Source organism: Mesorhizobium sp. NBSH29 (assembly GCF_015500055.1).
Classification (GTDB): domain Bacteria; phylum Pseudomonadota; class Alphaproteobacteria; order Rhizobiales; family Rhizobiaceae; genus Neomesorhizobium.
Map to the genome: position 1 here is coordinate 3,597,780 of NZ_CP045492.1, position 22,600 is coordinate 3,620,379.

General features: G+C 59.7%; 23 protein-coding genes and 1 pseudogene. 11 read left to right on the forward strand and 13 right to left on the reverse strand.

Features of this window, described 5'->3' with window-relative positions:
- Positions 1–157 precede the first annotated feature (157 nt).
- From GA830_RS17725 to GA830_RS17735, 3 genes are read left to right on the forward strand one after another with little or no spacing between them, the layout of a single operon-like run.
- Positions 158–1,774: a GMC family oxidoreductase gene (locus GA830_RS17725; protein ID WP_195163079.1), complete on the forward strand. Its 1,617-nt coding sequence runs from the start codon at positions 158–160 to the stop codon at positions 1,772–1,774.
- 35 nt (positions 1,775–1,809) lie between these two features.
- The gene (locus tag GA830_RS17730; RefSeq protein WP_195163080.1) at positions 1,810–3,024 is read left to right on the forward strand and encodes a mandelate racemase/muconate lactonizing enzyme family protein; all 1,215 of its coding nucleotides are present in this window, start codon (positions 1,810–1,812) and stop codon (positions 3,022–3,024) included.
- Positions 3,021–3,944: an NAD(P)-dependent oxidoreductase gene (locus tag GA830_RS17735; protein ID WP_195163081.1), complete on the forward strand. Its 924-nt coding sequence runs from the start codon at positions 3,021–3,023 to the stop codon at positions 3,942–3,944. The genes GA830_RS17730 and GA830_RS17735 overlap by 4 nt, the downstream gene beginning before the upstream one ends.
- An 88-nt stretch (positions 3,945–4,032) precedes the next feature.
- On the opposite strand, the gene GA830_RS17740 is transcribed toward GA830_RS17735, so the two are convergent.
- The 8 genes from GA830_RS17740 to uvrB form a co-directional block, all read right to left on the reverse strand.
- The gene (locus GA830_RS17740) at positions 4,033–4,683 is read right to left on the reverse strand and encodes a 5-formyltetrahydrofolate cyclo-ligase (RefSeq protein WP_195163082.1); all 651 of its coding nucleotides are present in this window, start codon (positions 4,681–4,683) and stop codon (positions 4,033–4,035) included.
- A 279-nt stretch (positions 4,684–4,962) separates the two neighbouring features.
- Positions 4,963–5,871 carry an NAD-dependent epimerase/dehydratase family protein gene (locus GA830_RS17745; protein ID WP_195163083.1) on the reverse strand — a complete coding sequence of 303 codons (909 nt, stop codon included), beginning with the start codon at positions 5,869–5,871 and terminating at the stop codon, positions 4,963–4,965.
- Positions 5,868–6,686, reverse strand: a complete 819-nt coding sequence (locus GA830_RS17750; RefSeq protein WP_195163084.1) for a glycosyltransferase — start codon at positions 6,684–6,686, stop codon at positions 5,868–5,870. The genes GA830_RS17745 and GA830_RS17750 overlap by 4 nt, the downstream gene beginning before the upstream one ends.
- 6 nt (positions 6,687–6,692) lie before the next feature.
- Positions 6,693–7,913: an NAD-dependent epimerase/dehydratase family protein gene (locus GA830_RS17755; protein WP_195163085.1), complete on the reverse strand. Its 1,221-nt coding sequence runs from the start codon at positions 7,911–7,913 to the stop codon at positions 6,693–6,695.
- 217 nt (positions 7,914–8,130) lie between these two features.
- Positions 8,131–8,616 (reverse strand): Kazal-type serine protease inhibitor domain-containing protein, encoded by a 486-nt coding sequence (locus tag GA830_RS17760; protein ID WP_195163086.1) that lies wholly within the window; start codon positions 8,614–8,616, stop codon positions 8,131–8,133.
- A 92-nt stretch (positions 8,617–8,708) separates the two neighbouring features.
- The gene (locus GA830_RS17765) at positions 8,709–9,176 is read right to left on the reverse strand and encodes a DUF2569 domain-containing protein (protein WP_195163087.1); all 468 of its coding nucleotides are present in this window, start codon (positions 9,174–9,176) and stop codon (positions 8,709–8,711) included.
- A gap of 69 nt (positions 9,177–9,245) precedes the next feature.
- Complete coding sequence (locus GA830_RS17770; RefSeq protein WP_195163088.1) at positions 9,246–9,680, reverse strand: VOC family protein; 435 nt, start codon at positions 9,678–9,680, stop codon at positions 9,246–9,248.
- 122 nt (positions 9,681–9,802) lie between these two features.
- The gene (uvrB, locus tag GA830_RS17775; protein ID WP_195163089.1) at positions 9,803–12,856 is read right to left on the reverse strand and encodes an excinuclease ABC subunit UvrB; all 3,054 of its coding nucleotides are present in this window, start codon (positions 12,854–12,856) and stop codon (positions 9,803–9,805) included.
- A 197-nt stretch (positions 12,857–13,053) separates the two neighbouring features.
- Here uvrB and GA830_RS17780 point away from each other — a divergent pair, with 197 nt between their 5' ends.
- Both GA830_RS17780 and GA830_RS20075 read left to right on the forward strand, forming a co-directional pair.
- The gene (locus GA830_RS17780; protein WP_195163090.1) at positions 13,054–14,181 is read left to right on the forward strand and encodes a glycosyltransferase family 4 protein; all 1,128 of its coding nucleotides are present in this window, start codon (positions 13,054–13,056) and stop codon (positions 14,179–14,181) included.
- Between the two features lie 38 nt (positions 14,182–14,219).
- Positions 14,220–14,441 carry a hypothetical protein gene (locus GA830_RS20075; protein WP_258045707.1) on the forward strand — a complete coding sequence of 74 codons (222 nt, stop codon included), beginning with the start codon at positions 14,220–14,222 and terminating at the stop codon, positions 14,439–14,441.
- Positions 14,442–14,493: 52 nt separating this feature from the next.
- On the opposite strand, the pseudogene GA830_RS20080 reads toward GA830_RS20075, so the two are convergent.
- Together GA830_RS20080 and GA830_RS17790 are read right to left on the reverse strand one after the other, a co-directional pair.
- Positions 14,494–14,727 (reverse strand): annotated as a pseudogene (locus tag GA830_RS20080) (SH3 domain-containing protein); the annotation flags it as partial.
- A 236-nt stretch (positions 14,728–14,963) separates the two neighbouring features.
- On the reverse strand, positions 14,964–16,214 hold the full coding sequence (locus GA830_RS17790) for a hypothetical protein (protein ID WP_308460457.1): 1,251 nt from the start codon (positions 16,212–16,214) through the stop codon (positions 14,964–14,966).
- A 214-nt stretch (positions 16,215–16,428) separates the two neighbouring features.
- On the opposite strand from GA830_RS17790, the gene GA830_RS17795 reads away from it, so the two are divergent.
- The 5 genes from GA830_RS17795 to GA830_RS17815 all read left to right on the forward strand — a co-directional run bounded on the left by GA830_RS17795 (position 16,429) and on the right by GA830_RS17815 (position 19,666).
- Positions 16,429–17,451 (forward strand): CapA family protein, encoded by a 1,023-nt coding sequence (locus GA830_RS17795; RefSeq protein ID WP_195163092.1) that lies wholly within the window; start codon positions 16,429–16,431, stop codon positions 17,449–17,451.
- A 258-nt stretch (positions 17,452–17,709) separates the two neighbouring features.
- A complete protein-coding gene (locus GA830_RS17800) occupies positions 17,710–17,940 on the forward strand; it encodes a cold-shock protein (RefSeq protein ID WP_195163093.1) in 231 nt (76 codons plus the stop codon).
- Between the two features lie 195 nt (positions 17,941–18,135).
- Positions 18,136–18,477 (forward strand): hypothetical protein, encoded by a 342-nt coding sequence (locus GA830_RS17805; protein ID WP_195163094.1) that lies wholly within the window; start codon positions 18,136–18,138, stop codon positions 18,475–18,477.
- A gap of 318 nt (positions 18,478–18,795) precedes the next feature.
- Positions 18,796–19,011, forward strand: a complete 216-nt coding sequence (locus tag GA830_RS17810) for a cold-shock protein (RefSeq protein WP_195163095.1) — start codon at positions 18,796–18,798, stop codon at positions 19,009–19,011.
- A 247-nt stretch (positions 19,012–19,258) separates the two neighbouring features.
- The gene (locus tag GA830_RS17815) at positions 19,259–19,666 is read left to right on the forward strand and encodes a BA14K family protein (RefSeq protein ID WP_195163096.1); all 408 of its coding nucleotides are present in this window, start codon (positions 19,259–19,261) and stop codon (positions 19,664–19,666) included.
- 58 nt (positions 19,667–19,724) lie between these two features.
- Here the strand turns inward: GA830_RS17815 and GA830_RS17820 are convergent, their stop codons facing one another.
- The 3 genes from GA830_RS17820 to GA830_RS17830 all read right to left on the reverse strand — a co-directional run bounded on the left by GA830_RS17820 (position 19,725) and on the right by GA830_RS17830 (position 21,842).
- Positions 19,725–20,366, reverse strand: coding sequence for an MBL fold metallo-hydrolase (locus GA830_RS17820; RefSeq protein ID WP_195163097.1), 642 nt, complete (start codon positions 20,364–20,366; stop codon positions 19,725–19,727).
- A 133-nt stretch (positions 20,367–20,499) separates the two neighbouring features.
- Positions 20,500–20,799: a hypothetical protein gene (locus tag GA830_RS17825; protein ID WP_258045498.1), complete on the reverse strand. Its 300-nt coding sequence runs from the start codon at positions 20,797–20,799 to the stop codon at positions 20,500–20,502.
- A gap of 149 nt (positions 20,800–20,948) precedes the next feature.
- The gene (locus GA830_RS17830) at positions 20,949–21,842 is read right to left on the reverse strand and encodes a branched-chain amino acid aminotransferase (RefSeq protein WP_195163098.1); all 894 of its coding nucleotides are present in this window, start codon (positions 21,840–21,842) and stop codon (positions 20,949–20,951) included.
- A gap of 237 nt (positions 21,843–22,079) precedes the next feature.
- On the opposite strand from GA830_RS17830, the gene GA830_RS17835 reads away from it, so the two are divergent.
- Positions 22,080–22,580 carry a MarR family winged helix-turn-helix transcriptional regulator gene (locus tag GA830_RS17835; protein ID WP_195163099.1) on the forward strand — a complete coding sequence of 167 codons (501 nt, stop codon included), beginning with the start codon at positions 22,080–22,082 and terminating at the stop codon, positions 22,578–22,580.
- Positions 22,581–22,600 lie beyond the last annotated feature (20 nt).

The following is a 22,600-nucleotide window of genomic DNA, read 5'->3' on the forward strand; positions in this document are numbered from 1 at the left end:
CGCAGCATCGATGGCAGGTGAAGCAGCGTCCTGCAACCCATGTCTCTGCAGCGACACGTCAGTCGCATTTTCCACAAGCGGTGCCGGTAGCCGCACTATCGCGCGCCCATGTCTGCGCTATCAATTGCACTGACTGAGAAATGACCGGGCGCTCTCGATGCAGACCTATGATTTCATTGTCGTCGGCGCGGGATCAGCAGGATGCGTGGTAGCAGAACGCCTGTCCGCCTCAGGCCGATATTCGGTGCTTGTTCTGGAGGCCGGCGGCAGCGACCGCCGGTTCTATGTCCAGATGCCGCTCGGCTACGGCAAGACATTCTTCGATCCCACTGTGAACTGGAACTACAAAGCCGAACCCGACGCCGGCCTTGCCGGCAATGCCGACAACTGGCCGCGCGGCAAAGTTCTTGGCGGCTCCAGCTCCATCAATGCCATGGTCTGGATTCGCGGCCAGCGTGAAGATTATGACGCCTGGCGCGATGCCGGCAATCCCGGCTGGGGTTTTGACGATGTTTTGCCGGTCTTCAAGGCAATCGAGGACAATGAAGCCGGCGCCGATGCATGGCGCGGCGTCGGCGGGCCGGTCCATGTTACCGATTGCTCGCGCGGCCTCCACCCGCTGACTGCCCTCTACCTGAAGGCAGGTGTCGAGGCTGGTCTGCCCCTCAATCCTGATTTCAACGGCGCAGCACAGGAAGGGGTCGGCACCTACCAGATCTCCACCCGCAACGGCCGCCGCATGTCAGCCGCGCGCGCATTCCTGCGTCCCGCCATGAAGCGCAACAATGTGCAGGTCATAACCGGCGCGCTGGCAACACACCTTCTGATTGAGGGCAGCCGCGTCACCGGTGTCGAGTATCTCCGCAACGGCACTCTTCACACGGCAACAGCTGGTCGCGAGGTCATTGTCAGCGCTGGTTCGGTCAACACACCCCAATTGCTACAGCTTTCAGGCATCGGTCCCGCCATCCACCTGCGCCAGCTTGGCATCGAGATCCGCCACGACAACGACCATGTCGGCGCCAACCTCCAAGATCATGTCGGCATCAACTACACGTTCAAGGCAAAAATCCCCTCGCTGAACCAGATGCTGCGGCCGTGGTGGGGCAAGATGCTGGTAGGCATGCGCTATCTGGCGCTGCGCGACGGCCCGTTGTCGCGCAGTCTCAACAATGCCGGCGGTTTTTTCCGCACCGACCCCGCGCTGACGCGGCCCAACATGCAGCTCTATTTTCAGGCCCTGTCCACCGTCATTCCGCGCAAGGGCGAGCGGCCACTCCTTACCCCCGATCCGTGGCCAGGCTTTTCCATTGGCTTGTCGAATTGCCGCCCGTCGAGCCGCGGTTCGATCATGATCCGCTCGGTCAATCCCACCGATCCGCCGAAAATTATGCCCAACGCCTTCTCAACGCCGGAAGATGTTGCCGAGATGCTTGCCGCAGTGAAGTTTGTGCGCCGCATCGCTGCTATGCCGGCACTGTCGAGTATCATCGTGGAAGAGGTGCTGCCGGGACCTTCCTGTAGCACCGACGACGAACTGATCGCCGATTTCCGCAGTCGCTCGGGCACGGTCTATCATCCCGTCTCCACCTGTCGCATGGGACCAGACCCCAGCCAGTCGGTGGTCGACCCGCGCCTGAAGGTGCATGGTGTGGCAGGACTTCGGGTGATTGATGCTTCGGTTTTTCCCGAAAATATCAGTGGCAATACCAACGCCCCGTCGATCATGACCGGCGCCAAGGGGGCCCAGCTTATATTGGAAGACCAAGGGTAGATCCTGAAACGCCGTCCACCGGGAGAGCAAGAAAAATGAAGATCACCGACGTCAAGACATTCGTGGTGGCCAACCCACCACCCCAGGCTGGCGGCCGCTATTTCATCTTCGTCAAGCTCACCACAGATGGCGGCGTGGTCGGCTATGGCGAAGCCTATAATGCCACCTTCGGCCCGCACATAACCGCGCGCATGATCGAGGACTGCGCCGAGCGCTATCTGGTCGGCCAGGACCCGCACGACATCGAAACCTTCTTCCGCCGCGCCTATTCCTCCGGCTTCTCGCAACGCCCGGATATTTCCATGATGGGCTGTGTTTCGGCGCTCGAAATGGCCTGCTGGGACATCATCGGCAAGGAAGCCGACAAGCCGGTCTACAAGCTGCTCGGTGGCCAGGTCCATGAAACCCTGCGCACCTATACCTACCTCTATCCGCAGACCGGCAGCGTCTATCCCGACGAGGCAGACGGCGCGAAAAATGTCTACAACGACCCCGACATGGCAGCCGAATGCGCGCTCGACTATATGCGCCAGGGTTTTAACGCCGTGAAGCTGGACCCCGCCGGCCCCTACACCGCCTTTGACGGCCACCAGCCGCGCCTGATCGACATCGACCTGTCAGCCCGCATGATGAAAGCCATCCGCGAGGCTGTCGGCACCGGCGCGGACATTTTGTTCGGCACCCACGGCCAGTTCACCGCATCGGGCGCGCTGCGCATGGCGCGTGCCATTGAGCCCTATGATCCGCTCTGGTTTGAAGAGCCCGTCCCGCCGGACATGCCCGAAGTGATGGCGCAAGTGGCGCGCGGCACATCCATCCCCATCGCCACCGGCGAGCGGCTCACCACCAAATGGGAGTTTGCCCGCATCATCGAAAACCGCGCGGCAACCATCCTCCAGCCGGATCTTGGGCGCTCCGGCGGCATTCTTGAAACCAAGAAAATCGCCGCCATGGCCGAGGCCTATCACATTCAGATCGCCCCCCATTGCTATTGCGGCCCCATCGTCGGTGCCGCCAATATCCAGCTCGCAACCACCCTGCCCAACTTCCTCATCCTTGAAGCGATCAAGCAATGGGACGGCTTCCACGCCGAGCTTCTCACCAAAAAAATCGAGTGGCAGGATGGCCATGTCATCCCCTCAAAGGAACCCGGTCTCGGCGTCGAATTGAACGAAGCCGTGTGCGAGGCACACCCGTGGACCGGCGATCAACTGCACCTGCAAATGTCACCGACAGCGCTGGTCCCATGAACAAACGTCCCGCCTATGCGTTCATCGGCCTTGGCCATCTCGGTGGCAACCTTGCCGGCTGCCTTCTACGTCACGGATTTGAGATCACGGTCTACGACCGCGACCCGGACGCCGTGGCGCGGCTTGTGTCGCTCGGGGCAACCGGCGCGGCCTCGGCCGCCGATGCCGCCTCCCGCGCCGGCAATGCCATCACCTGCCTGCCCTCACCCAAGGTGAGCGAGGCTGTGCTGGCTGGGCCCGGCGGCCTGCTTGAAGGCCTGCCGCAAGGAGGCACCTGGATCGAGATGTCCACCAATGGCCGCGACGAGATGATCCGGCTCGCCGGCATCGCGGCGGCGAAAGAAATTTCCGTCCTCGAATGCCCGGTGACGGGCGGCGTGCATCTCGCCGCCAAGGGCCAGATCACCGCGCTCGTGGGCGGCGACGCCGCTCTCTTGCAAACGCATCGTCCGGCCATCGACGCAATGTGCGCGCGGGCATTTCACATGGGTCCGCTCGGCTCTGCTGCAGTGATAAAAGTCATCACTAACATGCTGGCCTTCATTCATCTCGTTGCCGCCGGCGAGGCACTCATGCTGGCCCGGCGCGGCGGGCTCGACCTCGCCCAGGCCTACCACGCCATCGCCGCTTCCTCGGGCACCAGCTTCGTCCACGAAACCGAAAGCCAGCTGGTTTTGAACGGCAGCTATGACATCGGCTTCACTATGGATCTTGCGCTGAAAGACCTCGGATTTGCCGCCGCGATGGGCAATGAATTCGGTGCCCCGTTGGAACTCGCCACCCATGTGGAAGAGATTTTCGAGCGCGGCAAAGCGGCCTATGGCGGCGACGCCTGGTCGACCCAGATCGTCAAGCTCCTGGAAGACGCCACCGGCACCGACCTGCGCGCAGCCGGCTTTCCGGCCAAACTGGAAGCATGAGCTATGTCTAAGACGGCTTTATTTTCAAACCTATAGGATGCAGGCCTGACTCAGCGTCACATCACGTTGAATCAACGCTTTAACCCGCTCAGCCTGCCTCGGTCACGATCGCGTCCATCGCAATATCATGCGGCAGCGGATAGATCGTCGGCAGCGCTGACGCGCTATATCCGATGCCGATCACCAGCGGCTTCGTCGTCATCGCAGCCAGCGTGCGGTCAAAAAATCCACCGCCGTAGCCCAGCCTAAAATTCTGCGCGTCAAAGCCCACCAAGGGCGAGATGACAATGCTCGGCATCACCGCAGGCCCATCCGCCGGAACCGGAATATTCCACACGCCCTTCTCAAGCGGATCACCCTTTTTCCACGCCCGAAAGATCAGCGGCGCGCCCTTCTCCACCACCAGAGGCAGTGCCGTATAGCCACCACGTTGGATGACTGTTTCCATCCACGGCCGCAAATCCGGTTCACCGCGAAAGGGCCAATAGAGACTAATCATGTGGCCCGATACATCGCCAATCACACGGTCCAGACCCTCGCCGATTTTCACCGCCATAGCGGCGCGCACGTCTGCAGGAATGGCCAGCCGCGCTGCAATCTGCCGCTCACGCTCCGCCTTGCGCCAGCGCATAATATCGCTGCGCGTCTGCGCATCCACCGGCGCGCCACCTTCAAGCTCATGCGCGAAACAGGGCGGCGAGGCATAGCTGCCTGATGGGTCATCGTCGCTATTGATCATGGGCGGCCTCCTCCTGCGTAGAAGCATTTTACGCAGGAGGCGGTCAGGTGACCAGCGTGATGCGACATGCTCGGTCGCGGCGCTGTCAGTTTTGCGGCTGCCCCCTCTCCGTCTTGGGCTAGCGCCCAAGCCACCTCTCCCCACTTTTCGTGGGGCGAGGAACCCAAGCTGGACACTTGCCTCGCCCCACGAAAGTGGAGGCGGCGACGTCTGCGACTGCCATTTCCTCGCCCCCACGAAGGGGGGAGAGGTGCCGAGCGCAGCGAGGCGGAGAGGGGGCTACCGCGCCAACAGCCCTCGAACCACTGCCCGCACAAACGCATCCAGCGCATCCGCCCCGCCCGGCCGCCAGCCAAGCGACCGCAGCCGCTCCGTCGCCATCACATTGAGCGCCGCAGCATCCGCCCTCTCCGGCAACGGGCGCTCGACACCCATCAACGCCCGCACCCGCCCCAGCAAATCGCGATGATCCACGACCAGATCCGACACATTGAACACCTGCCCGCAAACCGCATCAGCCGGCGCGTCCAGCATCAGAGCCACTGCCGCCGCCACATCCGCGCCATGCACCTCGGTCGCCACGCGTGAAGCAACCGGTCGGCCAGCCAGATAATCGTCAAACAATGTCTGCCATTTATGCGCCCGGCCATGTCCCGCAGGCCCGTAAACCCCAGTCACCCGCAGGCTCGCTCCGCACAACGCTTCATCGCTGAGCTTCGCCAGCGCCTGTTCGCCCAAAAGCTTCACCGCGCCATAGAGCGTATCCGGCTGCGGCACCATATCCTCCTGCAACATTGCTCCCGCAGCCTGCGTGCCATAGACAGCGCGCGTGGATAAAAACACGACACGCGCCACGCCAGCGGTCTTCGCAGCCTGAAAAAGCGCAACGCTGCCATCCAGATTGCGGCGCCGAAAGCCCGCCGCATCATCGCCCTCCCCGCCACGGTATTTTCCCGCAACATGGTCAAAAGCTGCATGGACAAATGCGTCTACACCAGCAAACACTGAAGAAAAGTCGCGGGCTGGATCAAGCCCACCTTCCACGAAAACCACCGGCGCGGAGAAAAACCCAGGCACAGGCGGCGTGCGTCCCATCGCCGTCACGCGGTCCCCGCGTGCCAGAAAATGCTCGGCAATAAAGCGCCCGACAAAGCCGGTCGCGCCTGAAATCAGCACATGGCGGCTCACACAGGCTCCGGATTGGTCAGCCCGGCCAGCGTCTCGTCGATCCGCTCGCCGCTGAAAAACGCCTGCCAAAGCGCGATCAATGGCGCCAGTTGCGCGGCCTTGGGATGGTCGTTCTCCCACGGCTTTTCATACTGATAATGCACCACGCAAACGGACTTCCAATCCCACAATTCCGGCAAATTGAACCACACATATTGCAGCATGTTGAAAAACACCGGCAGCCCATGCCAATGCGGAAAATAGGCTTCCAGAAAGCTCTGATCCGTGCGCCGCCAAAAAGCATCCGGCGCATCAAGTTTTTCCAGCATGGCTGCAAAGGTTGCCGCACTGGGCAGCGCCACAAACACGCCCGAGTTCAGCCGGTGAAAATCAGCAACGCTCTCATAGACATTCGGTGCGGCGCAAAATTCCGGATAGGCAAACAGCCGGTCGATGTTCTTCACCACCACCGCATCGGCATCAATGAACACGCAGCGCTCATACTGCGTCATTTCCCAGAGCCTGAGCTTGGCAAAATTATCGAGTGGCGTGTGGAAGGCCGGCTTGTTGCCCTTGGTAAAAGGCGCCGCCGCATGCAGCCGCTCGCGCTGGTGACGTTGGTTAAAACCGTCCGAAGTCGGCAGCAGGTCTGCAGGCAGCAGCAGCACGCCCAGCTCTGCCAGCGGCGCAAGGTCCTGCTCTGTCGCCCCGCCTGTGTGCAGCACCACAATATCAGCCTCAGTGCCGCTATGCTGCAAGGAGCGCACCAAGGCCAAAGCGCCCTTGGCGTAATCGGCATTGGTCACCAGCGTCACATAGGCAAAGCGCCTGCTCATGCAGCTTTAGCCCACGCTTTTCAGGCGCTTGCCTTCCGGGTCGCGCTCGATGGTCGGCGCAATGTCTTTCGTCCATGCCGAAACAGCGGGAATGCGGCTGCGGTCCACACGATAGGCATATTTCTGCGCCACCTCCATCACCTCGCCCAGCAGCCCTTGCTCCAGCGTGATCGGGTCGAGCCCAAGCGCCAAAAACTGCTCATTTTTGACAATAAGGTCATTCTCGGCCGCTTCCTTGCGCGGGTTCGGCAGATAGGCAACCTCGGCACCTGCAATCCGCGCCACCATTTCGGCCAGATCGCGCACCCGGTGCGTCTCGGTCATCTGGTTGAAGATTTTCACCTTATCGCCGCGCTTAGGCGCGTTTTTCAACGCCAGATCCACACAGCGCACACTGTCCTGAATATGAATGAAGGCGCGCGTCTGCCCGCCCGTGCCATGCACTGTCAGCGGATAGCCTATCGCCGCCTGAATGAGGAAACGGTTCAGCACCGTGCCATAATCGCCATCATAATCGAACCGGTTGATCAGCTGCTCATGGCGCCGCGTCTGCTCGGTATGGGTGCCCCACACAATGCCCTGATGCAGATCGGTAATCCGCAATCCGTCATTCTTGGCATAAAACTGAAACAGCAACTGATCGAGACATTTCGTCATGTGGTAGATCGAGCCCGGATTGGCCGGATAGAGAATATCCTGCTTCACCGTCTCGCCAGCCACGGTCTCGATGCCGACCGGCAGATAGCCTTCGGGGATCGCCGCGCCAACGGTCGAATAGCCATAGACACCCATCGTGCCCAGATGCACCAGATGCGCATCAAGACCGATCTCCACCATCGCGTTCAAAAGATGATGCGTGGCGCTGACATTATTGTTCACCGTGTAGTTTTTGTGCCGGTCGCTCTTCATCGAATAAGGCGCGGCGCGCTGCTCGGCAAAGTGGATGATGGCGTCTGGCCGGTTGTCGGCCAGCCATGTCTTCAACACCTCGTAATCGCGTGCCAGATCAATGAGATGGAAATGAATGCGCCGCCCGGTTTCCTGATGCCAGATGCGGGTGCGCTCCTGAATGGAATCCATCGGCGTCAGAGATTGCACGCCAAGCTCGGTATCAATCCAACGACGCGACAGATTGTCGAGAATATGAATTTCATGGCCCTGATCAGACAGATGAAGCGCTGTCGGCCAGCCGACAAATCCGTCACCACCCAGAACTGCAATCTTCATCAGAATCACTCCGTCCAGCTATCGTCACGGTTGCTTTAGCGCGACTATGTGACAGCCGTACCATAGCGCAATATCCTTCTATGGAGGAGTACTGCCGTTATAAAAACAAGAGGATAGCTGCTCACGATTGAAGCGGGGCGTGTATCAATCCGTCAGGCCAACAAAAAACCCCGGCGCACAGGCGCCAGGGTTGTGGAACATAAATGTCTGTAGCGACTTACTCGCACTCACCCCCGTCGATGATGCGGTAGCCCGCATTGTCGGCTTCGCAGGAATTGCTAAAAGTCCGCTCTTCACGGCCTCGACGCGCACATACGGGCTGATACTGCATCGTGCACATGCGCGGCTCATCCGGGCGGTCGGGGCGATCAGGACGATCCGGTCTCCCTGGGCGATCTGGCCTGTCGGGACGATCCGGGCGACCGGGGCGATCAGGGCGGCCGCCGCCATCAGCGCGGCACTGGCCGTCGCCGATAATGCGGAACCCAGCGCGCTCAGCCTCGCAGGAGTTCGAGAACGTCTGGCGCTCGCCGCCGCGGCGCGCGCAGACGGGGTCATATTGGCGGGTGCAATATTGCGGGCGATCCGGCGGAAAAGGCCGTCCGGGCCCTGGGCCGGAGCTTTCTTCAACAACACAGGCTGACAGCAGGCCAAATGCGAGCGTCAGCCCACCCAATCGTATCCACGAAATGCTTTTATCCATAATATTCCTCGTTCCCCGCCGCTTGCACAGATGCAAAGCCGAAAATCGCGATTCTCGCGCCGAAGGCAAGTCTGTATCGCCGTCTGAGCTCGCTAGCGGACGAATGTGTTCCTAACGCGCTCGGATTTCATCACATAGCCCACCCACGCGCCGCCAATCCCTGCGAGCACCAGAAAAGGCAACAAGAATTCACTGGTAGCCAGATTGGCCATCGTGTTGACGCTGGACGTTGCCGTCACCCAAATGCCCACAGCGAAGGGTAATACGAGGCCAGCCACGTAGGTTCGGACGAACATCTTGGGAAATTCGATGCGCTTTTTGAAGAACAGAATGGACGTATAGATCAAGAGCGCAACAAAGCCGAGCCGCAGCACCGCGTCTCCGACAACAGCGGTAGGAAACGCAGATGCCGTTCCCTCGGGCAGGGAGGAATACTCCTGGAACATCCCCCTCAATATCTGCACAGGGCCCAATATCTGGCCGATGGCCAAAAGCCCAAGCCAGCCGCTGATGCCCTCCAGCCGCTTCTTGTCCGAGGCACCGTCTATCTGTCCTGTCATGGTTCTGTTCCCCCGCTCTCAAGCAGGGAAACATCGATATGTGCGCGTGTCGAGTATTCAGTCCAGGCTTCAGGCCTTGGGCATCCGGGCATTCATCGCCCAGCGGACTCCGAACGGATCGACCATGTCGGCGTAGCGGTCGCCCCAGAACATGATCTGCAAGGGCGTTTTCACCTCGCAGCCAGCATCGACCGCCCGCTGGTACCAGGCGTCGATGTCATCGTTCGTCAGATTGAACACAACGGAATACCCTTGCGGCGTGACAGCCGGCATTCCATGCTCGGGATAGGGGTCCGAAAGCATCAGCGACGACCCATTGATGTAGAGATGCAGGTGCATTGTACGCCCCTGCTCATCCGCTGGCATCATCACGGCGATCTCTGCATCAAACGCCTTTTTGTAGAATTCAGCCGCCTTCTGTGCGCCATCAACCTGCAGATAGGCCGTCAGGCCGCCTTTAACCTCAACCGCCGGAACTTCCGGCATTTTAGCCATGTCATTCATGTCTGTGCTCCATGTTCAAACCGCGGATGCGGTTATCCCAAGGACGCTTGAGCACCGCCAGTGCCGACAAGGACCTGCACAAAAATTTCAACGTCGATGGTGCGGCGTCGATGTCAGCAAAGCTACTTTCCAGGCCGACCAGTCTTGCCAGTTCGCCGCGATGCGTTGCGCTGGTCCGAGGCGTCCTCGTAAGAGCCAATGCCAGCCTTCTCACGGCGTATCGGGCGCACATCATCCGGCTTGGCGGGCTTTGCCCCATCGACCGGCTTTTCAGTCCTCCGCACCGTCATTTCGTCGAGCGAATTCTTGCGGAAAAGGGACGCTTTTTCCTCAGCCGGTGTTCCATAGTCGGAGCCATGCGCCTCATCATGCGACTGTTTCTTGAACATCGCGCGCGACACGGCACCCGCCGGCACCGTCGCATCAGTACCCGGCCCCATATCGTCGAGTGACGGCTTGGCGAACATGTTGGTGCGCTTCGGCGCCTCATACGGAGCCGGCACCTTGCCAGTCTCATCAACTGTGCGATGCACCGCCCGGCCCTTATTGTGCTTGCCCTTTTCGCGGCCGGAAACCGGGCTTTCACCATCGGCATATTTGGCCAGCGGGTCATCGGAAATCATCATTTCCATCTCGCGCAACCGTTTCACCTCATCGCGCAGCCGGGCAGCCTTTTCAAAGTCCAGATCGGCAGCCGCATCACGCATCTGCTTGGTCAGCGCTTCCAGATGGGCTTTCAGATTATTGCCCATCATCGCGCCTGCACCATCGGTGAATTGCGAAATGTCAGCGCGCACATGGTCTTTTTCATAGACCGAGTCGAGAATGTCCGAGATCCGAGATTTCACCGATTCCGGCGTAATGCCATTGGCCTCATTCCACTCCACCTGCTTTTCGCGGCGCCGGCTGGTCTCCGCCATCGCGCGTTCCATCGAGCCGGTAATCTTGTCGGCATAGAGAATGACCTTGCCATCCACATTACGCGCCGCACGCCCAATGGTCTGGATCAGCGAGGTCTCGGACCGCAGAAAGCCTTCCTTGTCGGCATCGAGAATGGCGACAAATCCGCACTCGGGAATATCCAGCCCCTCGCGCAAAAGGTTGATACCCACCAACACGTCAAATGCACCAAGCCTTAAATCGCGAAGAATCTCGATCCGTTCCAGCGTGTCGATGTCGGAATGCATATAGCGCACCCGAATACCCTGCTCATGCAGATATTCGGTCAGATCCTCAGCCATGCGCTTGGTCAGAACAGTGGCCAGCGTGCGATAGCCCTTGGCCGTCGTCTCGCGAATTTCGCCGACAACATCATCCACCTGATGCTTGGCCGGACGCACCTCGACCGGGGGATCAATCAGGCCAGTGGGGCGGATCACCTGTTCGGCAAACACGCCGCCTGCGGCGTCCATCTCCCAGCCACCCGGCGTGGCCGAAACCGCGACCGAGAGCGGGCGCATCGCATCCCATTCTTCAAACCGCAGCGGGCGATTGTCCATGCAGGAGGGCAGACGGAAGCCATATTCAGCCAGCGTCGCCTTGCGCCGAAAGTCGCCGCGATACATGCCGCCAATCTGCGGAATGGTGACATGACTTTCATCGACAAACACCAGCGCATTGTCGGGGATATACTCAAACAGCGTCGGCGGCGGGTCGCCCGGCCGGCGCCCGGTCAGATAGCGCGAATAATTTTCGATACCGGCGCATGAGCCGGTCGCTTCCAGCATCTCAATGTCAAACCGCGTGCGCTGCTCCAGCCGCTGCGCTTCCAGCAGGCGACCAGCCTTTTCCAGCTCGACCAGACGCCCCCGCAGCTCGTCCTTTATCAGGCGGATTGCCTGATTCAATGTCGGGCGCGGCGTCACATAGTGCGAATTGGCGTAGATTTTCACAGATTTCAGATCGCCGGTCTTATGCCCCGTCAGCGGGTCAAATTCGGTGATACTCTCGATCTCATCGCCAAACAGCGAGATCCGCCAGGCGCGGTCCTCAAGGTGAGCCGCAAAAATTTCAATCGTGTCGCCGCGCACCCGAAAAGAACCGCGCACGAAGTTGATGTCCTGGCGCTTATATTGCTGCGCCACCAGATCAGCCAGAAGCGCCCGCTGGTCCAGCCGGTCGCCAATCTCCATCTGGAAGGTCATCGCCGTATAAGTCTCGACCGAGCCGATACCGTAGATACACGACACCGACGCCACGATGATCACATCATCGCGCTCCAGCAGCGAGCGTGTAGCAGAGTGGCGCATCCGGTCGATCTGCTCATTGATCGACGATTCCTTCTCGATGAAGGTGTCCGTGCGCGGCACATAGGCTTCCGGCTGATAATAGTCGTAATAGGAGACGAAATATTCCACCGCATTTTCGGGGAAAAACTTTTTGAATTCGCTGTAAAGCTGCGCCGCCAGCGTTTTGTTGGGCGCCAGAATAAGCGCCGGGCGCTGCGTCTCCTCAATCACCTTCGCCATGGTGAATGTCTTGCCCGAGCCAGTCACGCCAAGCAGAACCTGCGTGCGCTCATGCGCGCTCACACCTTCCACAAGATCCTTGATCGCGGTGGGCTGGTCACCTGCCGGTTCAAACTCCGACACCATCTTGATGGCAATGCCACCCTCGGATTTTGCCGGACGTGCAGGCCGGTGGGGTACCCACATCTCGCCATTCTTATGCAGCGGATTGCCGCTTTCGATCAGCGCAGAGAGCGCGGCAACCGTCGCCGTCACGCCGCCGGAGGCCATGGTCTCCGCATCTTCCAGCGAAATATCCAGACCGGCGACGGGGTTAAGCCCGGCAGCCGTTCTCTCACGCGCAGTCGCTGCACCACCCATGGATGTGCCACGCCCCGTGCGTGTCGCAGCAGACGAGCGCTCTGGTATCTTCTTGGACTTCGAAGGCTTCTTGGCGCCTTGGCCGTCGCTGGACAAATCAGCCTTGCGACCGTCTTCCTCAGCCTCTTTGGCAATCTGCTCCGCCCACGACGCGATGCCGCCGCTGAGCGGCGCGCCGGTCAGATCCGACTGTGGCGCTTCCTCGAAACCACCACCGCGATGCAGCGGAACCGACGCGTCGAGATAGTCGGTCACGGGATTGCCGCGCCGGCGCGGTTCGTTTGAATCGCGTGGCGCGTCAGCGCCGACCTTGTTGCCGGACGATTTATGCTCGGGGGTGCGTGCCATCGACCCAATATGGGAACAAAGTGCGCGAATGGAAAGAGAGGCGTGCCGACATTTCCTGACAGCGGCATGTCAGGAGATAACCGTCCTCCGCGCCACCCGCTGCTAGCGCGCAGGCTAGTGGCAAAAGCATCGACCCTCCCCACTTGCTGAGCCGTAAAAGGAAACCTAGAAGCAGCATCTAAAGCAAAGATGTTCCGATGAAGATCGCACATATAGTCAGTCACGGCGGGCTCAACGGTGTTGCAACAACCACAGCCACGCTGATCAAGGAACAGGTATCTGCCGGGCATCAGGTCACGCTGGTCCACCGGCCGGGTGCCTGGATTGCCAGCCAGCTTGCCGGCGCTCCGGTAAACATGGTCCCTTGCAGATTCTCGCGCCATCCGGCCGAAATGAGCGCGGTAGGGCGCCAGCTTGATGATGCGGAAATAGATGTGGTCCATTCGCATGGAAGCTCCGCCAACGTCTATGCCATGATCTTCCGCTGCGCGGTCGCGGCACCGACAGTGATGACCGCGCATTCGCGGCAATTTCAACCAACATGGAGATTTGCACACCAGGTGATCGGGTTGAGCGATCACACGGCACGGTATTACACGTCCCGCTTCCTGATCGCCAAATCCCGAATCCATTCGATACCCAACATGTTCGACGCCCAAGCACTTCCGATAGCGACGGACGCTGAACGGTTAGCCGCGCGTCAAAAACTTGGCATCGCGCCGGAAACATTTCTTCTCGGATCGGTGGGCGTCATTGGCCAGCGAAAGCGACAGAGTGACATGGTTCAGATCCTGGATCGTCTGCTGCAGGCAGGATGTGATGCCGAACTGGCGCTAATAGGGCCTTACTCCCGGTCAGGACCGGGAACCCAAACCTTTGAACGGGCATTGGCCGATCCCGCCATGCGCGGCCGTATCCACCTTCTCGGCGAGCGGCAAGACGCGGCCGATCTTGTCGCCGGCCTCGAGGTCTACCTCTGCACGTCCGAGCAGGAAGAGGCCCCGATAGCGCCCCTTGAAGCGATGGCGCGAGGAGTTCCGGTGATCTCCACAGATGTTGGGAACATGGCCGATCTGCTCCCGGAATCGCTGATCTTCAAAGTCGCAGACATCGCCGGAATGGCTGCTATGGCTCTCCGTTTCCGGGGGGATCCGGGTCTGATGCGTCACCAGGGACTGGCAGGTCGGGCCGTCGTTGAAAGCCTGCTCGCTCCATCAGCAATCCTGCCTCGCATCGAGGCTGTCTATGATCTGGCGCTCCTGGAGGCCGGTCAGAAGCACCGGCGCATCGTTGCACCCCGGCGTCAACGGAATCACCCGACCTAGAGTGGTATCCAGGCCTGGAATGCCCGCCAGGATGCTCAATGCAGAAGCGCGCCGACAATGCGGCGCGCCTTCACGGGGTCATCAGCGCGGGCAAGGAAATCCGGGCGCGATCCGGCAATTGGCACCCGGACGCGGTGGACGACCGGCTCCAGGCGGCCGTGGCCGGTTTGGTGGCCGAACATGCGGTGGGCGGTTTCCCGGTGGGCGCGCATGCGGCGGACGCGGGCGATGCGGACGATAATAGGGCGGGTTCACAATGATGGGTCTTTGCACCACAACCGGACGACCCGAATAGGCCCTGTCGAGATAGTTGGCGCTCATCCAGCCGCGCAAGCCGCTGCGTGAAATCTGGCACCAGTTGCGCTGGCACGTGCGTATCGTGACCCGCGCACCGGCAGGCAATGTTGTGATCCGTGCGTAGCCGGTTCCCGGCCCGGATCTGACATTGACGTTACCCGTCACATAAGCCTGCGCCGCCGAGGCGATGCTGGGTATCGCCAGTCCCAGCAATACAATCATTGTTGACATAAATGTTCGTCGAAACATCAATTCCGTCTCCTCAAAATCGCCCAATCAAATACTACTACTGGCTGTACTTTAATAAAAGACACCCAAAAGCGTTTCGCTGTTCTTGGCAAACAAATGGTCAAAGACCGGGTGCTGGTTTCAGGCCGCACTCATACTGCCCTTTTGCACCTATTTTGCGGCGCGATGTGCCGACGCAGCGGCATCCGCAGCGCTGATCACCACGAGCTCAGGCGTAGAATGTGCCCTTGGCCCGATCAGTTGAACCACAGCGCATATCCGAGAAAAGCAGGACCGCCGAACTGCTGAAGGACCCGCCCGAAGGTTTCGGACGTAATCAGCGTGCCGTTTTCCAGATAGGGCACGACGCCCGGCCCGGTCAGCGCAAGAACGAGATCAAACGTCTGTGGCGCCTCAAAAAACGCCTTCACATTGATGCCCTTGCCAGCGATGCGCCAGTGCGACAGCAGCACCCTGCCTTCAAGCAGGTCTTCGGCAATTTGCAGGGCATCATGCCAGGCCACCACCTGTTCCTCACCAACTTCCAGACCGGTTAGTTTGCTGATGCCCGGCTGCTGCGGTCCGGGAAGCCATTCGCGATCATTATCTGTTTCAGCACGGATGGCCTGCCAGTTCAGGCGCGACAGCCGGATCATTTCGAGCAGTTTCAGCCGCGCTGTCTGGCGCCGCTCGGGCTCGATAACCGGCCAGTTCACGAGATGAACGAACGACACAACATCGGCGATCCGCCATTCCGACAGCAGGCCAGTTGCATCGACCGGCGGCACTAAAACGCCCTGCATGGGAAGACCGGCACGCGGAAACAGCATGTGGAAGCTGCTGTCGAAGGCGGTCTGGAAATCATGGGCCAGCCAAAAATCCACCTGCGCGATGAGGAAATTCGCATATCCCTGCAACCAGAAACCATCAGCCCGATCGAAGCGGAACGTCAGGTCGGGCGGACCTGCTGCGGAATGCGGGTTGGCACCACTCAGAGCCGCCATCACAGCCGCGACACTTTCATCGGCGGCGAGCATTCCGTCGCCATTCAGGTCGATCGACAACTTTGCAAGATCCACAACCACGCCGATCTCAACATCCTCAGGCACCATCCCGAGTTGGGCGGCGGCTGCTTCGAGCCCGTCACGAAAGTTCAGCAGGATTGTGCGAAATCCCTCATAATTCAAGGGTTCTGGGTCGGCATTGATAGGCACCGGCAGCCGCATGGGCGGCAACGCAATAGAGTGTGGGCTCTCAAGGCCGTGCCGGTGCAACGCTTGCCCCAGCCCCTCAAGCGCCTGCGTAAAGGCGGCAGTTCCCAACACATAGGGTACCAGCGGGTTTTTTGGGTCGGCATTTTCGAGCCCATCGATGGCAGCATCGCGGTCCACGACAGTTCGGGCATCGAACAGGGCGCTCACATCTGCGCTGACATCGGCGCGGGCGGTAGCTGCAACCGCCAAAAACCCTGCCATGATGGCCAGCGTACGAAACATGTTCAGCATCATCGTCACCGTCTCCCTCCGGAAAGTGCCTGCCATCCTGCCGCCCGGCTTTCTGGATCGTTTCGTCTCCAATCGCAAGCGAGGCAGGCAGGCAAAGCACATACCCCAACGAGCAATCGTGATATAGCGTCACGCACTCACTGAGGCGTACACCCTGTCCAGCAATTTCCCGCTCCGCTACCGCCTGACATGGCTGCCGCGTTTTTTGCGCCCCTCCTTGGCTGGCGATGCCTCAGGGTTTGCACCGCCCACCGCGCAATGGTTGGGCACGCCACCGAACAAGTCTGTGCGACTGGTGTTCATCGGCGACATTTCGGCTGTAGCAGGCCCGGTGCCGCCAGAAATAGATGAAACGCTTCGCGACATCCTTGCTTCAGGCGATTTGGTGGTGGGCAATTGCGAAAGCCCTGTTGTGGCGAGACCCCATGCGCCTGTGGCCACCAGGCTTGGCACGCGCCATGCGATGAAGGGCGCCTATCTTGATGGCGCGCTCGCGGCAATGGGTGTCGCCCCCGACAGGCTGGTTCTCTCGCTCGCCAACAATCACATGCTGGACCAGGGTGTTGAAGGCTTTGAAGAAACGCTGCACGCGTTGGCCGTGCGCGGCATCAACCACATCGGTACAAAACACCGACCCGGTGCAGTGCTGCCCATCCGCGGCGTGCAGGTCGGGCTGCTCGCTTTCACGCAATGGCGCAACGCTGCCGCGAAAACCTTTGATTCTCTCATCTCCACCGGCGCTGCTCTCGCAGCACGGGACTGGGAGCCATTGCGAACCATGAACGCAGATATCCGATGTGTGATTCCGCATTGGGATTGGGAGTTTCGCCACTTCCCCCGGCCCGAAACGCGTCTACTGGCCGCCACCATCGCTGCTGCCGGCGCCAACCTGATCGCTGGCCACCACGCACATGTCTTGCAACCGGTCGAGCGTGTCGGAGCCAAAACGCTGACTGCCTACGGGCTCGGAGACTTCCTCGGTACCGCCTTTGCGCGGCAGCCCTTGCCCGCCCGAATCGGTGCGATCATGGTGGCCGATATCAGTGCCGATTCGGAAAATGCCGGAGAAATTTTCCGCTACGCACTCATCCCTTTCTTCCGCCAGAGTACTGTTGGGGGAGAACAGCTGGTAGCGGTACACGATCTTCCGATTCCGTTGCAGACCATTGTTTTTACGCGCATCGCGCGCATTACCGGGGATGGCGCACCGTTTCCACAGAGCATCCGGCAGCCTCATTAGCCGGCCACAAACCCCTGAAATTATGGACTATCTTGCAGTTGCAGAGGTTCCATGCCATAAAATTGACGTTCGGGCATTTGCTGACCCGGAGACTGGAACGTTTGAGCGACCTTTCCCCGAAAACGTGAATATCTGACAATCCTGCTCTTGGCGCGGGGAACATAATTGTGCGCGAATGCATGTCTGCCAAGGAACTGCCGGGACTTGCTTCGGATGAGGGGGACCGGAAAATCGAAAACGGATGAAGGAGTTCCCCTGATGGCTCAGACTGGTACAGTTAAATTCTTCAATGCAACCAAAGGCTTTGGCTTCATCACGCCAGATGGCAAAGATCCAAATGGCAAAGAGCAAAAGGACGTATTCGTTCACATTTCGGCTATCGAGGCCTCCGGCCTGGGCACCCTCGTTGATGGCCAGAAGGTTACCTTCGAGGTCGAGCCAGACCGCATGGGCAAAGGCCCCAAGGCGGTTGATCTGCGCGCTGAATAATCACTTCGCGACTGCAGTTATCCAACAATTCAAAGGCACGGATGCGCACCATCCGTGCCTTTTGTTTGCTCAGGTGTTGAACGCGCCAGCGCGCGCGGTAAAGTTCCCATGCGGAAACCACGACGAAGCACAGCTTCAACCTGGTTTGCGAGGAAACCAACCCGGATCACATGGTCCAGAAGCGAGGCATCTGTGATGAAGAAACTGACAAACGCGCTCCACGCATTGTGCATGGGTGCAGGTATCATGTTCGCAGCACCCGCCCTTGCGGCACCAGTAGTTCCCTCTCCCGCCTATGATGCCGGGCTGGTGGTGCAGGTCCGCGGCTGCCACAGCAATGTGCAGCGTCATCGTGTTCGCGAATTTGGCCGCACGCTGTCGCACCGGCATTTGCGCAATTGCCGTCCGGTTCGCGTCACGCCGGCACGCCCGCGCGATTGCCATCGCGACGTCCGCCGCCACCAGATTCCCGGCTATCGCGGCCGCGTCGTACACCGCCATGTCGGCCCACGCTGCATCGCCCGCATCTATCGCTGAGGCTGACTGCGCTCGCGCAGATTGCTCGGGCGCCCGTCTCTCCAAGGTCGGAAATTTCACGGATAAAGCAAAGCCACAGGACTGCGCTAAACTTTTTCTTGTGCATGACGCCAAAATGAAGGACAAAATTGACTCTCGGGCATTTGGCGGGCCCGGAGCTGGAATAGCGTGCGCCCTGTGAAAGCAAGGCACTCACGAGAAACAGAGGGCAAAAGCCCCGGCGCGAGACCTGTTTCTTCTCCCCCGATGAATGATCGGCCACGGGCAAACCAATAATGCTGCCCGAGGACTTCAATGGGAGAAACAAGGAGTTTCCCAATGCCGCAGTCCGGCACTGTCAAATTCTTCAATCACGCCAAGGGATTCGGCTTCATCACGCCGGATGACGGGGCGACAGATGTCTTCGTCCATATCTCGGCGGTGCAGGCATCTGGCCTGACTGGTCTCGAGGATGGCCAGAAAGTCAGCTTCGAAACCGAGCCGGATAAACGCGGCAAAGGTCCAAAAGCGGTCGACCTCACCGTCCTCGGCTGACGTTCGGGTCACACCTGAGCGCCGCCGCAACAGGGTGGTATGCTCCGGTTTGAATAATTGACGGCAGCGCCATCGCTGTCGACGTCGATCCTTGATTCATGACATCGCCAGATTCCGCACGGAACTGACCGGGCAGAGTGCACGTTGATGCTGAATACCGTTCAGCCTGCGTTCAGGTCGGTCCGCATAATTTCGAAGCTACGTTGAACCTGCAAGTCCCCCACCAGGCAACGCGAAGGAGATTGAAATGAACCGTTTCTTCAAAACTGCCGTGCTTGGCGCAGCACTTGCCGCCACCACACTCACTGCCATCCCAGCCGCCAATGCTGGGGATCGCTACCGCCGCCACCATAACGGCGACGCGATTGCCGCCGGTGTGCTTGGCCTTGCAGCCGGTGCGGTCATTGGGTCAGCATTGTCCCAGCCGCGCTACCGTGAACCCGTCTATGAAGACGAATATTACGAACCACGCCCGGTCTACCGCCAGCGTCGCGTCACCCGCGTCTATGAAGAGCCTGTCTACGTGCGCCGTGGTGCAGAACCGTGGAGCCGCGAATGGTACCGTTACTGCCAGAACCGCTACCGCAGCTTCGACACCCGCACCGGCACCTATGTCGGCTATGACGGCAACGAGCACTTCTGCGTCGCCAATTGATACGGGCTTCCCTGCCCCATAATAGAAACCCCGCTCCGGCGGGGTTTTTTGTGTCTTGTCAAACCAGATAGGGATTGCTGCGCCGCTCTTCGCCGAATTTGCCCCCTGGCCCGTGGCCACAGATAAATCCGACATCATCGCCAAGCGGCAGAAGCTTTTCTTTGATCGACCAGATCAGGGCTTCTCCATCACCGCCCGGCAGATCCGTCCGCCCCACCGATCCCCGGAATAAAACATCGCCGACATGGGCGAAATTGGCTACCGGATTGAAATAGACGACATGCCCGGGAGCGTGCCCAGGGCAATGCAACACGCTAAACACATGGCTGCCAAAAGAGACGGTCTCGCCCTCTTTGAGAAAGCGGTCCGGCGTGCAGTTGCGCACGTCACCCGTCAGCCCGAAGCGCTGGGCCTGCAGCTCGAGGTTTGCCAGCATCTGGCGGTCATCTTCGTGCGGCCCAATAATGTCGACACCAAGCCGCTCTTTCAGCTCCATCGCCCCGCCGGCATGGTCGATATGGCCATGCGTCAGCCAGATCGCGGTGACTGCCACCTCATGCTCATCCAGCGCTTTCAGGATATCCGCCACGTCTCCGCCCGGATCGACAACCACCCCGGTCTTGTCATCCCGATCAAACAGGATCGTGCAATTCTGCTGGAACGGCGTGACGGGAACGATAGCTGCGGTGAGTTGACCCATGAGTTTGCCTTCTCTGCATGAAAAGATAACGCTCATCCCGATAGCAGAATGAACCCACCTTTTGCCATGCCCACATCCCCAAAAGCAAAACGGGCGACCCTCTCGGATCGCCCGCTTGAAAACCGAGGCCAGATCAGCCCTTGTTCATGCTCTTCATAACCATGCCGACAATCGCCGTCAGGATCGCGCCGCCGCCAGCACCGCCAACGACATTGCTGAGCATATCGCCCATGCCGCTTGCCATGGCTGGATCAACGCCAGCGCCGCCACCCAGCAGGCTGCCAAGGATAGCACCGCCGCCAACGCCGCCAATGGCACCGGACAGAATCTTCGGCAACTGGCCCATTGCAGCCTGCGACATTGCCGCACCGACTGCCTGGCCACCGATGACACCCGTAACCACCTGAATAATGATCGGAAGAAGAGCTTCCATATTGATTTTCCCTCTCTAACAGCCGACCTCCGGTGAGTCGGCGCTACAATCAGACGCTGAATCCAGCGAATGTCAAATAAGTATATGCTGATGAAGCGCCACAAGGCTAACGGGCGCTCGGGGGAAGGCTTATGCCAACTGGATTTCTGCTATTCAGCGGCCACTGCATGGGCAGGCTGCACGGCTGCCTGATAATCGTTCATAAGGGTCCGGGCGATCTCGCCAACCTCGAAGCGATAGGCCCCGATTTCTGAAACCGGCGTCACTTCGGCTGCGGTTCCGGTAAGGAAACACTGCTCGAAACCTTCCATCTCTTCCGGCATGATCACCCGCTCGACCACCTCGATGCCGCGCTTCTTCGCCAGCCCGATCACCGTGCGTCGGGTGATGCCATCCAGAAAACAGTCAGGCGTTGGCGTATGCAGTGTGCCGTCTTTGACAAAGAACACATTGGCCCCTGTGGCTTCTGCCACCTGCCCGCGCCAGTCTAGCATCAGCGCATCGGCATAACCCTTGTCTTCGGCCGCATGTTTGGACAGCGTGCAAATCATGTAGAGGCCAGCCGCCTTGGAACGTGAAGGCGCCGTCCGTGGGTCCGGCCTGCGGTATTCCGCCAGGTCGAGACGAATCCCCTTAAGCCGCTGCTCAGGGTCGAAATAGCTCGGCCATTGCCAGATGGCGATGGCGCAGTTGATGGTGTTTTTCTGCGCCGAAACACCCATCATCTCGCTGCCCCGCCACGCAATCGGGCGCACATACGCATCCTGAAAGCCCTGCTTTTTCAACAGTGTCCGGCAGGCATCGTCAATCTCGGCGACGCTGTAAGGTATCTTGAAACCGAGGATACGTGCCGATTCGTGCAGCCGCTCGGTATGCTCGGTCAGCTTGAAGATTTCACCGCCATAGGCGCGCTCGCCCTCGAACACGGCACTGGCATAATGCAGGCCATGCGTGAGCACATGCACCTTGGCGTCGGCCCAATTGACCATCTCGCCATTCATCCAGATAAAACCATCGAGCTTGTCGAAGGGAACCGATGCCATGCTAATCTCCCACGGGCGCTGCGGCCCGAAATTCGTGAGTCATCACCACGCTCCCCCCGGTCGCGTAGCCTTCTGATCGTATTCGGGCAGTCCTGGGAAGGCAAACCTTCGGAAGTTCCGGATAACCGGCCCAATCTTGCCTTTTCGTTCGCAATTAACCGAAAAGCTTGGCAAAAATTACCAGTCTGTGCAAAATATGTCAACATAACTGACATAAATGAGGGTTCGCATCGACCTATGTCCGAACACAGTGCTTCCAGCGCAAGACCGGTGCGCACCGAACTGACCGGCGATGATGGCATCGACTTTGCGCTGATCGAGCTGGTTTTCTTCGCCTACCGCGATTTCACTTCGGACCCTGACCAGATCCTGGCCGATTACGGCTTTGGCCGCGCCCACCATCGCATCCTGCATTTCGTAAACCGGATGCCGGGCCTGACGGTGGCCGAACTGCTGGATGTCCTCAAGATCACCAAGCAGAGCCTGGCGCGCGTGTTGAAACAGCTGATCGATACCGGCCACGTGATCCAGGTTCAGGGCTCGCGCGACCGTCGCCAGCGTGAGCTTTACCCAACCACCAAAGGGCGTACATTGGCGCTCGATCTCGCCCGGCCACAGTCGCGCCGCATCCGCGAGGCATTGAAGGAAGCAGGCCCTAACGACCGGGACGCCGTGGAGCGCTTTCTCAAAGCGATGGTGAACCCGGAATTGAGGCCGCAGATCGACAATTTGCCATGACGGAATCTGACATGGAGACC

What these genes read in the sequence shown, in the direction of transcription:
- GA830_RS17760 (WP_195163086.1), bottom strand. Translation starts at nt 8,616, where the DNA reads ATGGATAAAAGCATTTCGTGGATACGATTGGGTGGGCTGACGCTCGCA.
- GA830_RS17735 (WP_195163081.1), top strand. Translation starts at nt 3,021, where the DNA reads ATGAACAAACGTCCCGCCTATGCGTTCATCGGCCTTGGCCATCTCGGT.
- GA830_RS17730 (WP_195163080.1), top strand. Translation starts at nt 1,810, where the DNA reads ATGAAGATCACCGACGTCAAGACATTCGTGGTGGCCAACCCACCACCC.
- GA830_RS17790 (WP_308460457.1), bottom strand. Translation starts at nt 16,214, where the DNA reads ATGATGCTGAACATGTTTCGTACGCTGGCCATCATGGCAGGGTTTTTG.
- GA830_RS17805 (WP_195163094.1), top strand. Translation starts at nt 18,136, where the DNA reads ATGAAGAAACTGACAAACGCGCTCCACGCATTGTGCATGGGTGCAGGT.
- GA830_RS17755 (WP_195163085.1), bottom strand. Translation starts at nt 7,913, where the DNA reads ATGAAGATTGCAGTTCTGGGTGGTGACGGATTTGTCGGCTGGCCGACA.
- GA830_RS17780 (WP_195163090.1), top strand. Translation starts at nt 13,054, where the DNA reads ATGAAGATCGCACATATAGTCAGTCACGGCGGGCTCAACGGTGTTGCA.
- GA830_RS17740 (WP_195163082.1), bottom strand. Translation starts at nt 4,683, where the DNA reads ATGATCAATAGCGACGATGACCCATCAGGCAGCTATGCCTCGCCGCCC.
- GA830_RS17810 (WP_195163095.1), top strand. Translation starts at nt 18,796, where the DNA reads ATGCCGCAGTCCGGCACTGTCAAATTCTTCAATCACGCCAAGGGATTC.
- GA830_RS17825 (WP_258045498.1), bottom strand. Translation starts at nt 20,799, where the DNA reads ATGGAAGCTCTTCTTCCGATCATTATTCAGGTGGTTACGGGTGTCATC.
- GA830_RS17830 (WP_195163098.1), bottom strand. Translation starts at nt 21,842, where the DNA reads ATGGCATCGGTTCCCTTCGACAAGCTCGATGGTTTTATCTGGATGAAT.
- GA830_RS17815 (WP_195163096.1), top strand. Translation starts at nt 19,259, where the DNA reads ATGAACCGTTTCTTCAAAACTGCCGTGCTTGGCGCAGCACTTGCCGCC.
- uvrB (WP_195163089.1), bottom strand. Translation starts at nt 12,856, where the DNA reads ATGGCACGCACCCCCGAGCATAAATCGTCCGGCAACAAGGTCGGCGCT.
- GA830_RS17835 (WP_195163099.1), top strand. Translation starts at nt 22,080, where the DNA reads ATGTCCGAACACAGTGCTTCCAGCGCAAGACCGGTGCGCACCGAACTG.
- GA830_RS17770 (WP_195163088.1), bottom strand. Translation starts at nt 9,680, where the DNA reads ATGAATGACATGGCTAAAATGCCGGAAGTTCCGGCGGTTGAGGTTAAA.
- GA830_RS17820 (WP_195163097.1), bottom strand. Translation starts at nt 20,366, where the DNA reads ATGGGTCAACTCACCGCAGCTATCGTTCCCGTCACGCCGTTCCAGCAG.
- GA830_RS20075 (WP_258045707.1), top strand. Translation starts at nt 14,220, where the DNA reads ATGCAGAAGCGCGCCGACAATGCGGCGCGCCTTCACGGGGTCATCAGC.
- GA830_RS17750 (WP_195163084.1), bottom strand. Translation starts at nt 6,686, where the DNA reads ATGAGCAGGCGCTTTGCCTATGTGACGCTGGTGACCAATGCCGATTAC.
- GA830_RS17800 (WP_195163093.1), top strand. Translation starts at nt 17,710, where the DNA reads ATGGCTCAGACTGGTACAGTTAAATTCTTCAATGCAACCAAAGGCTTT.
- GA830_RS17725 (WP_195163079.1), top strand. Translation starts at nt 158, where the DNA reads ATGCAGACCTATGATTTCATTGTCGTCGGCGCGGGATCAGCAGGATGC.
- GA830_RS17765 (WP_195163087.1), bottom strand. Translation starts at nt 9,176, where the DNA reads ATGACAGGACAGATAGACGGTGCCTCGGACAAGAAGCGGCTGGAGGGC.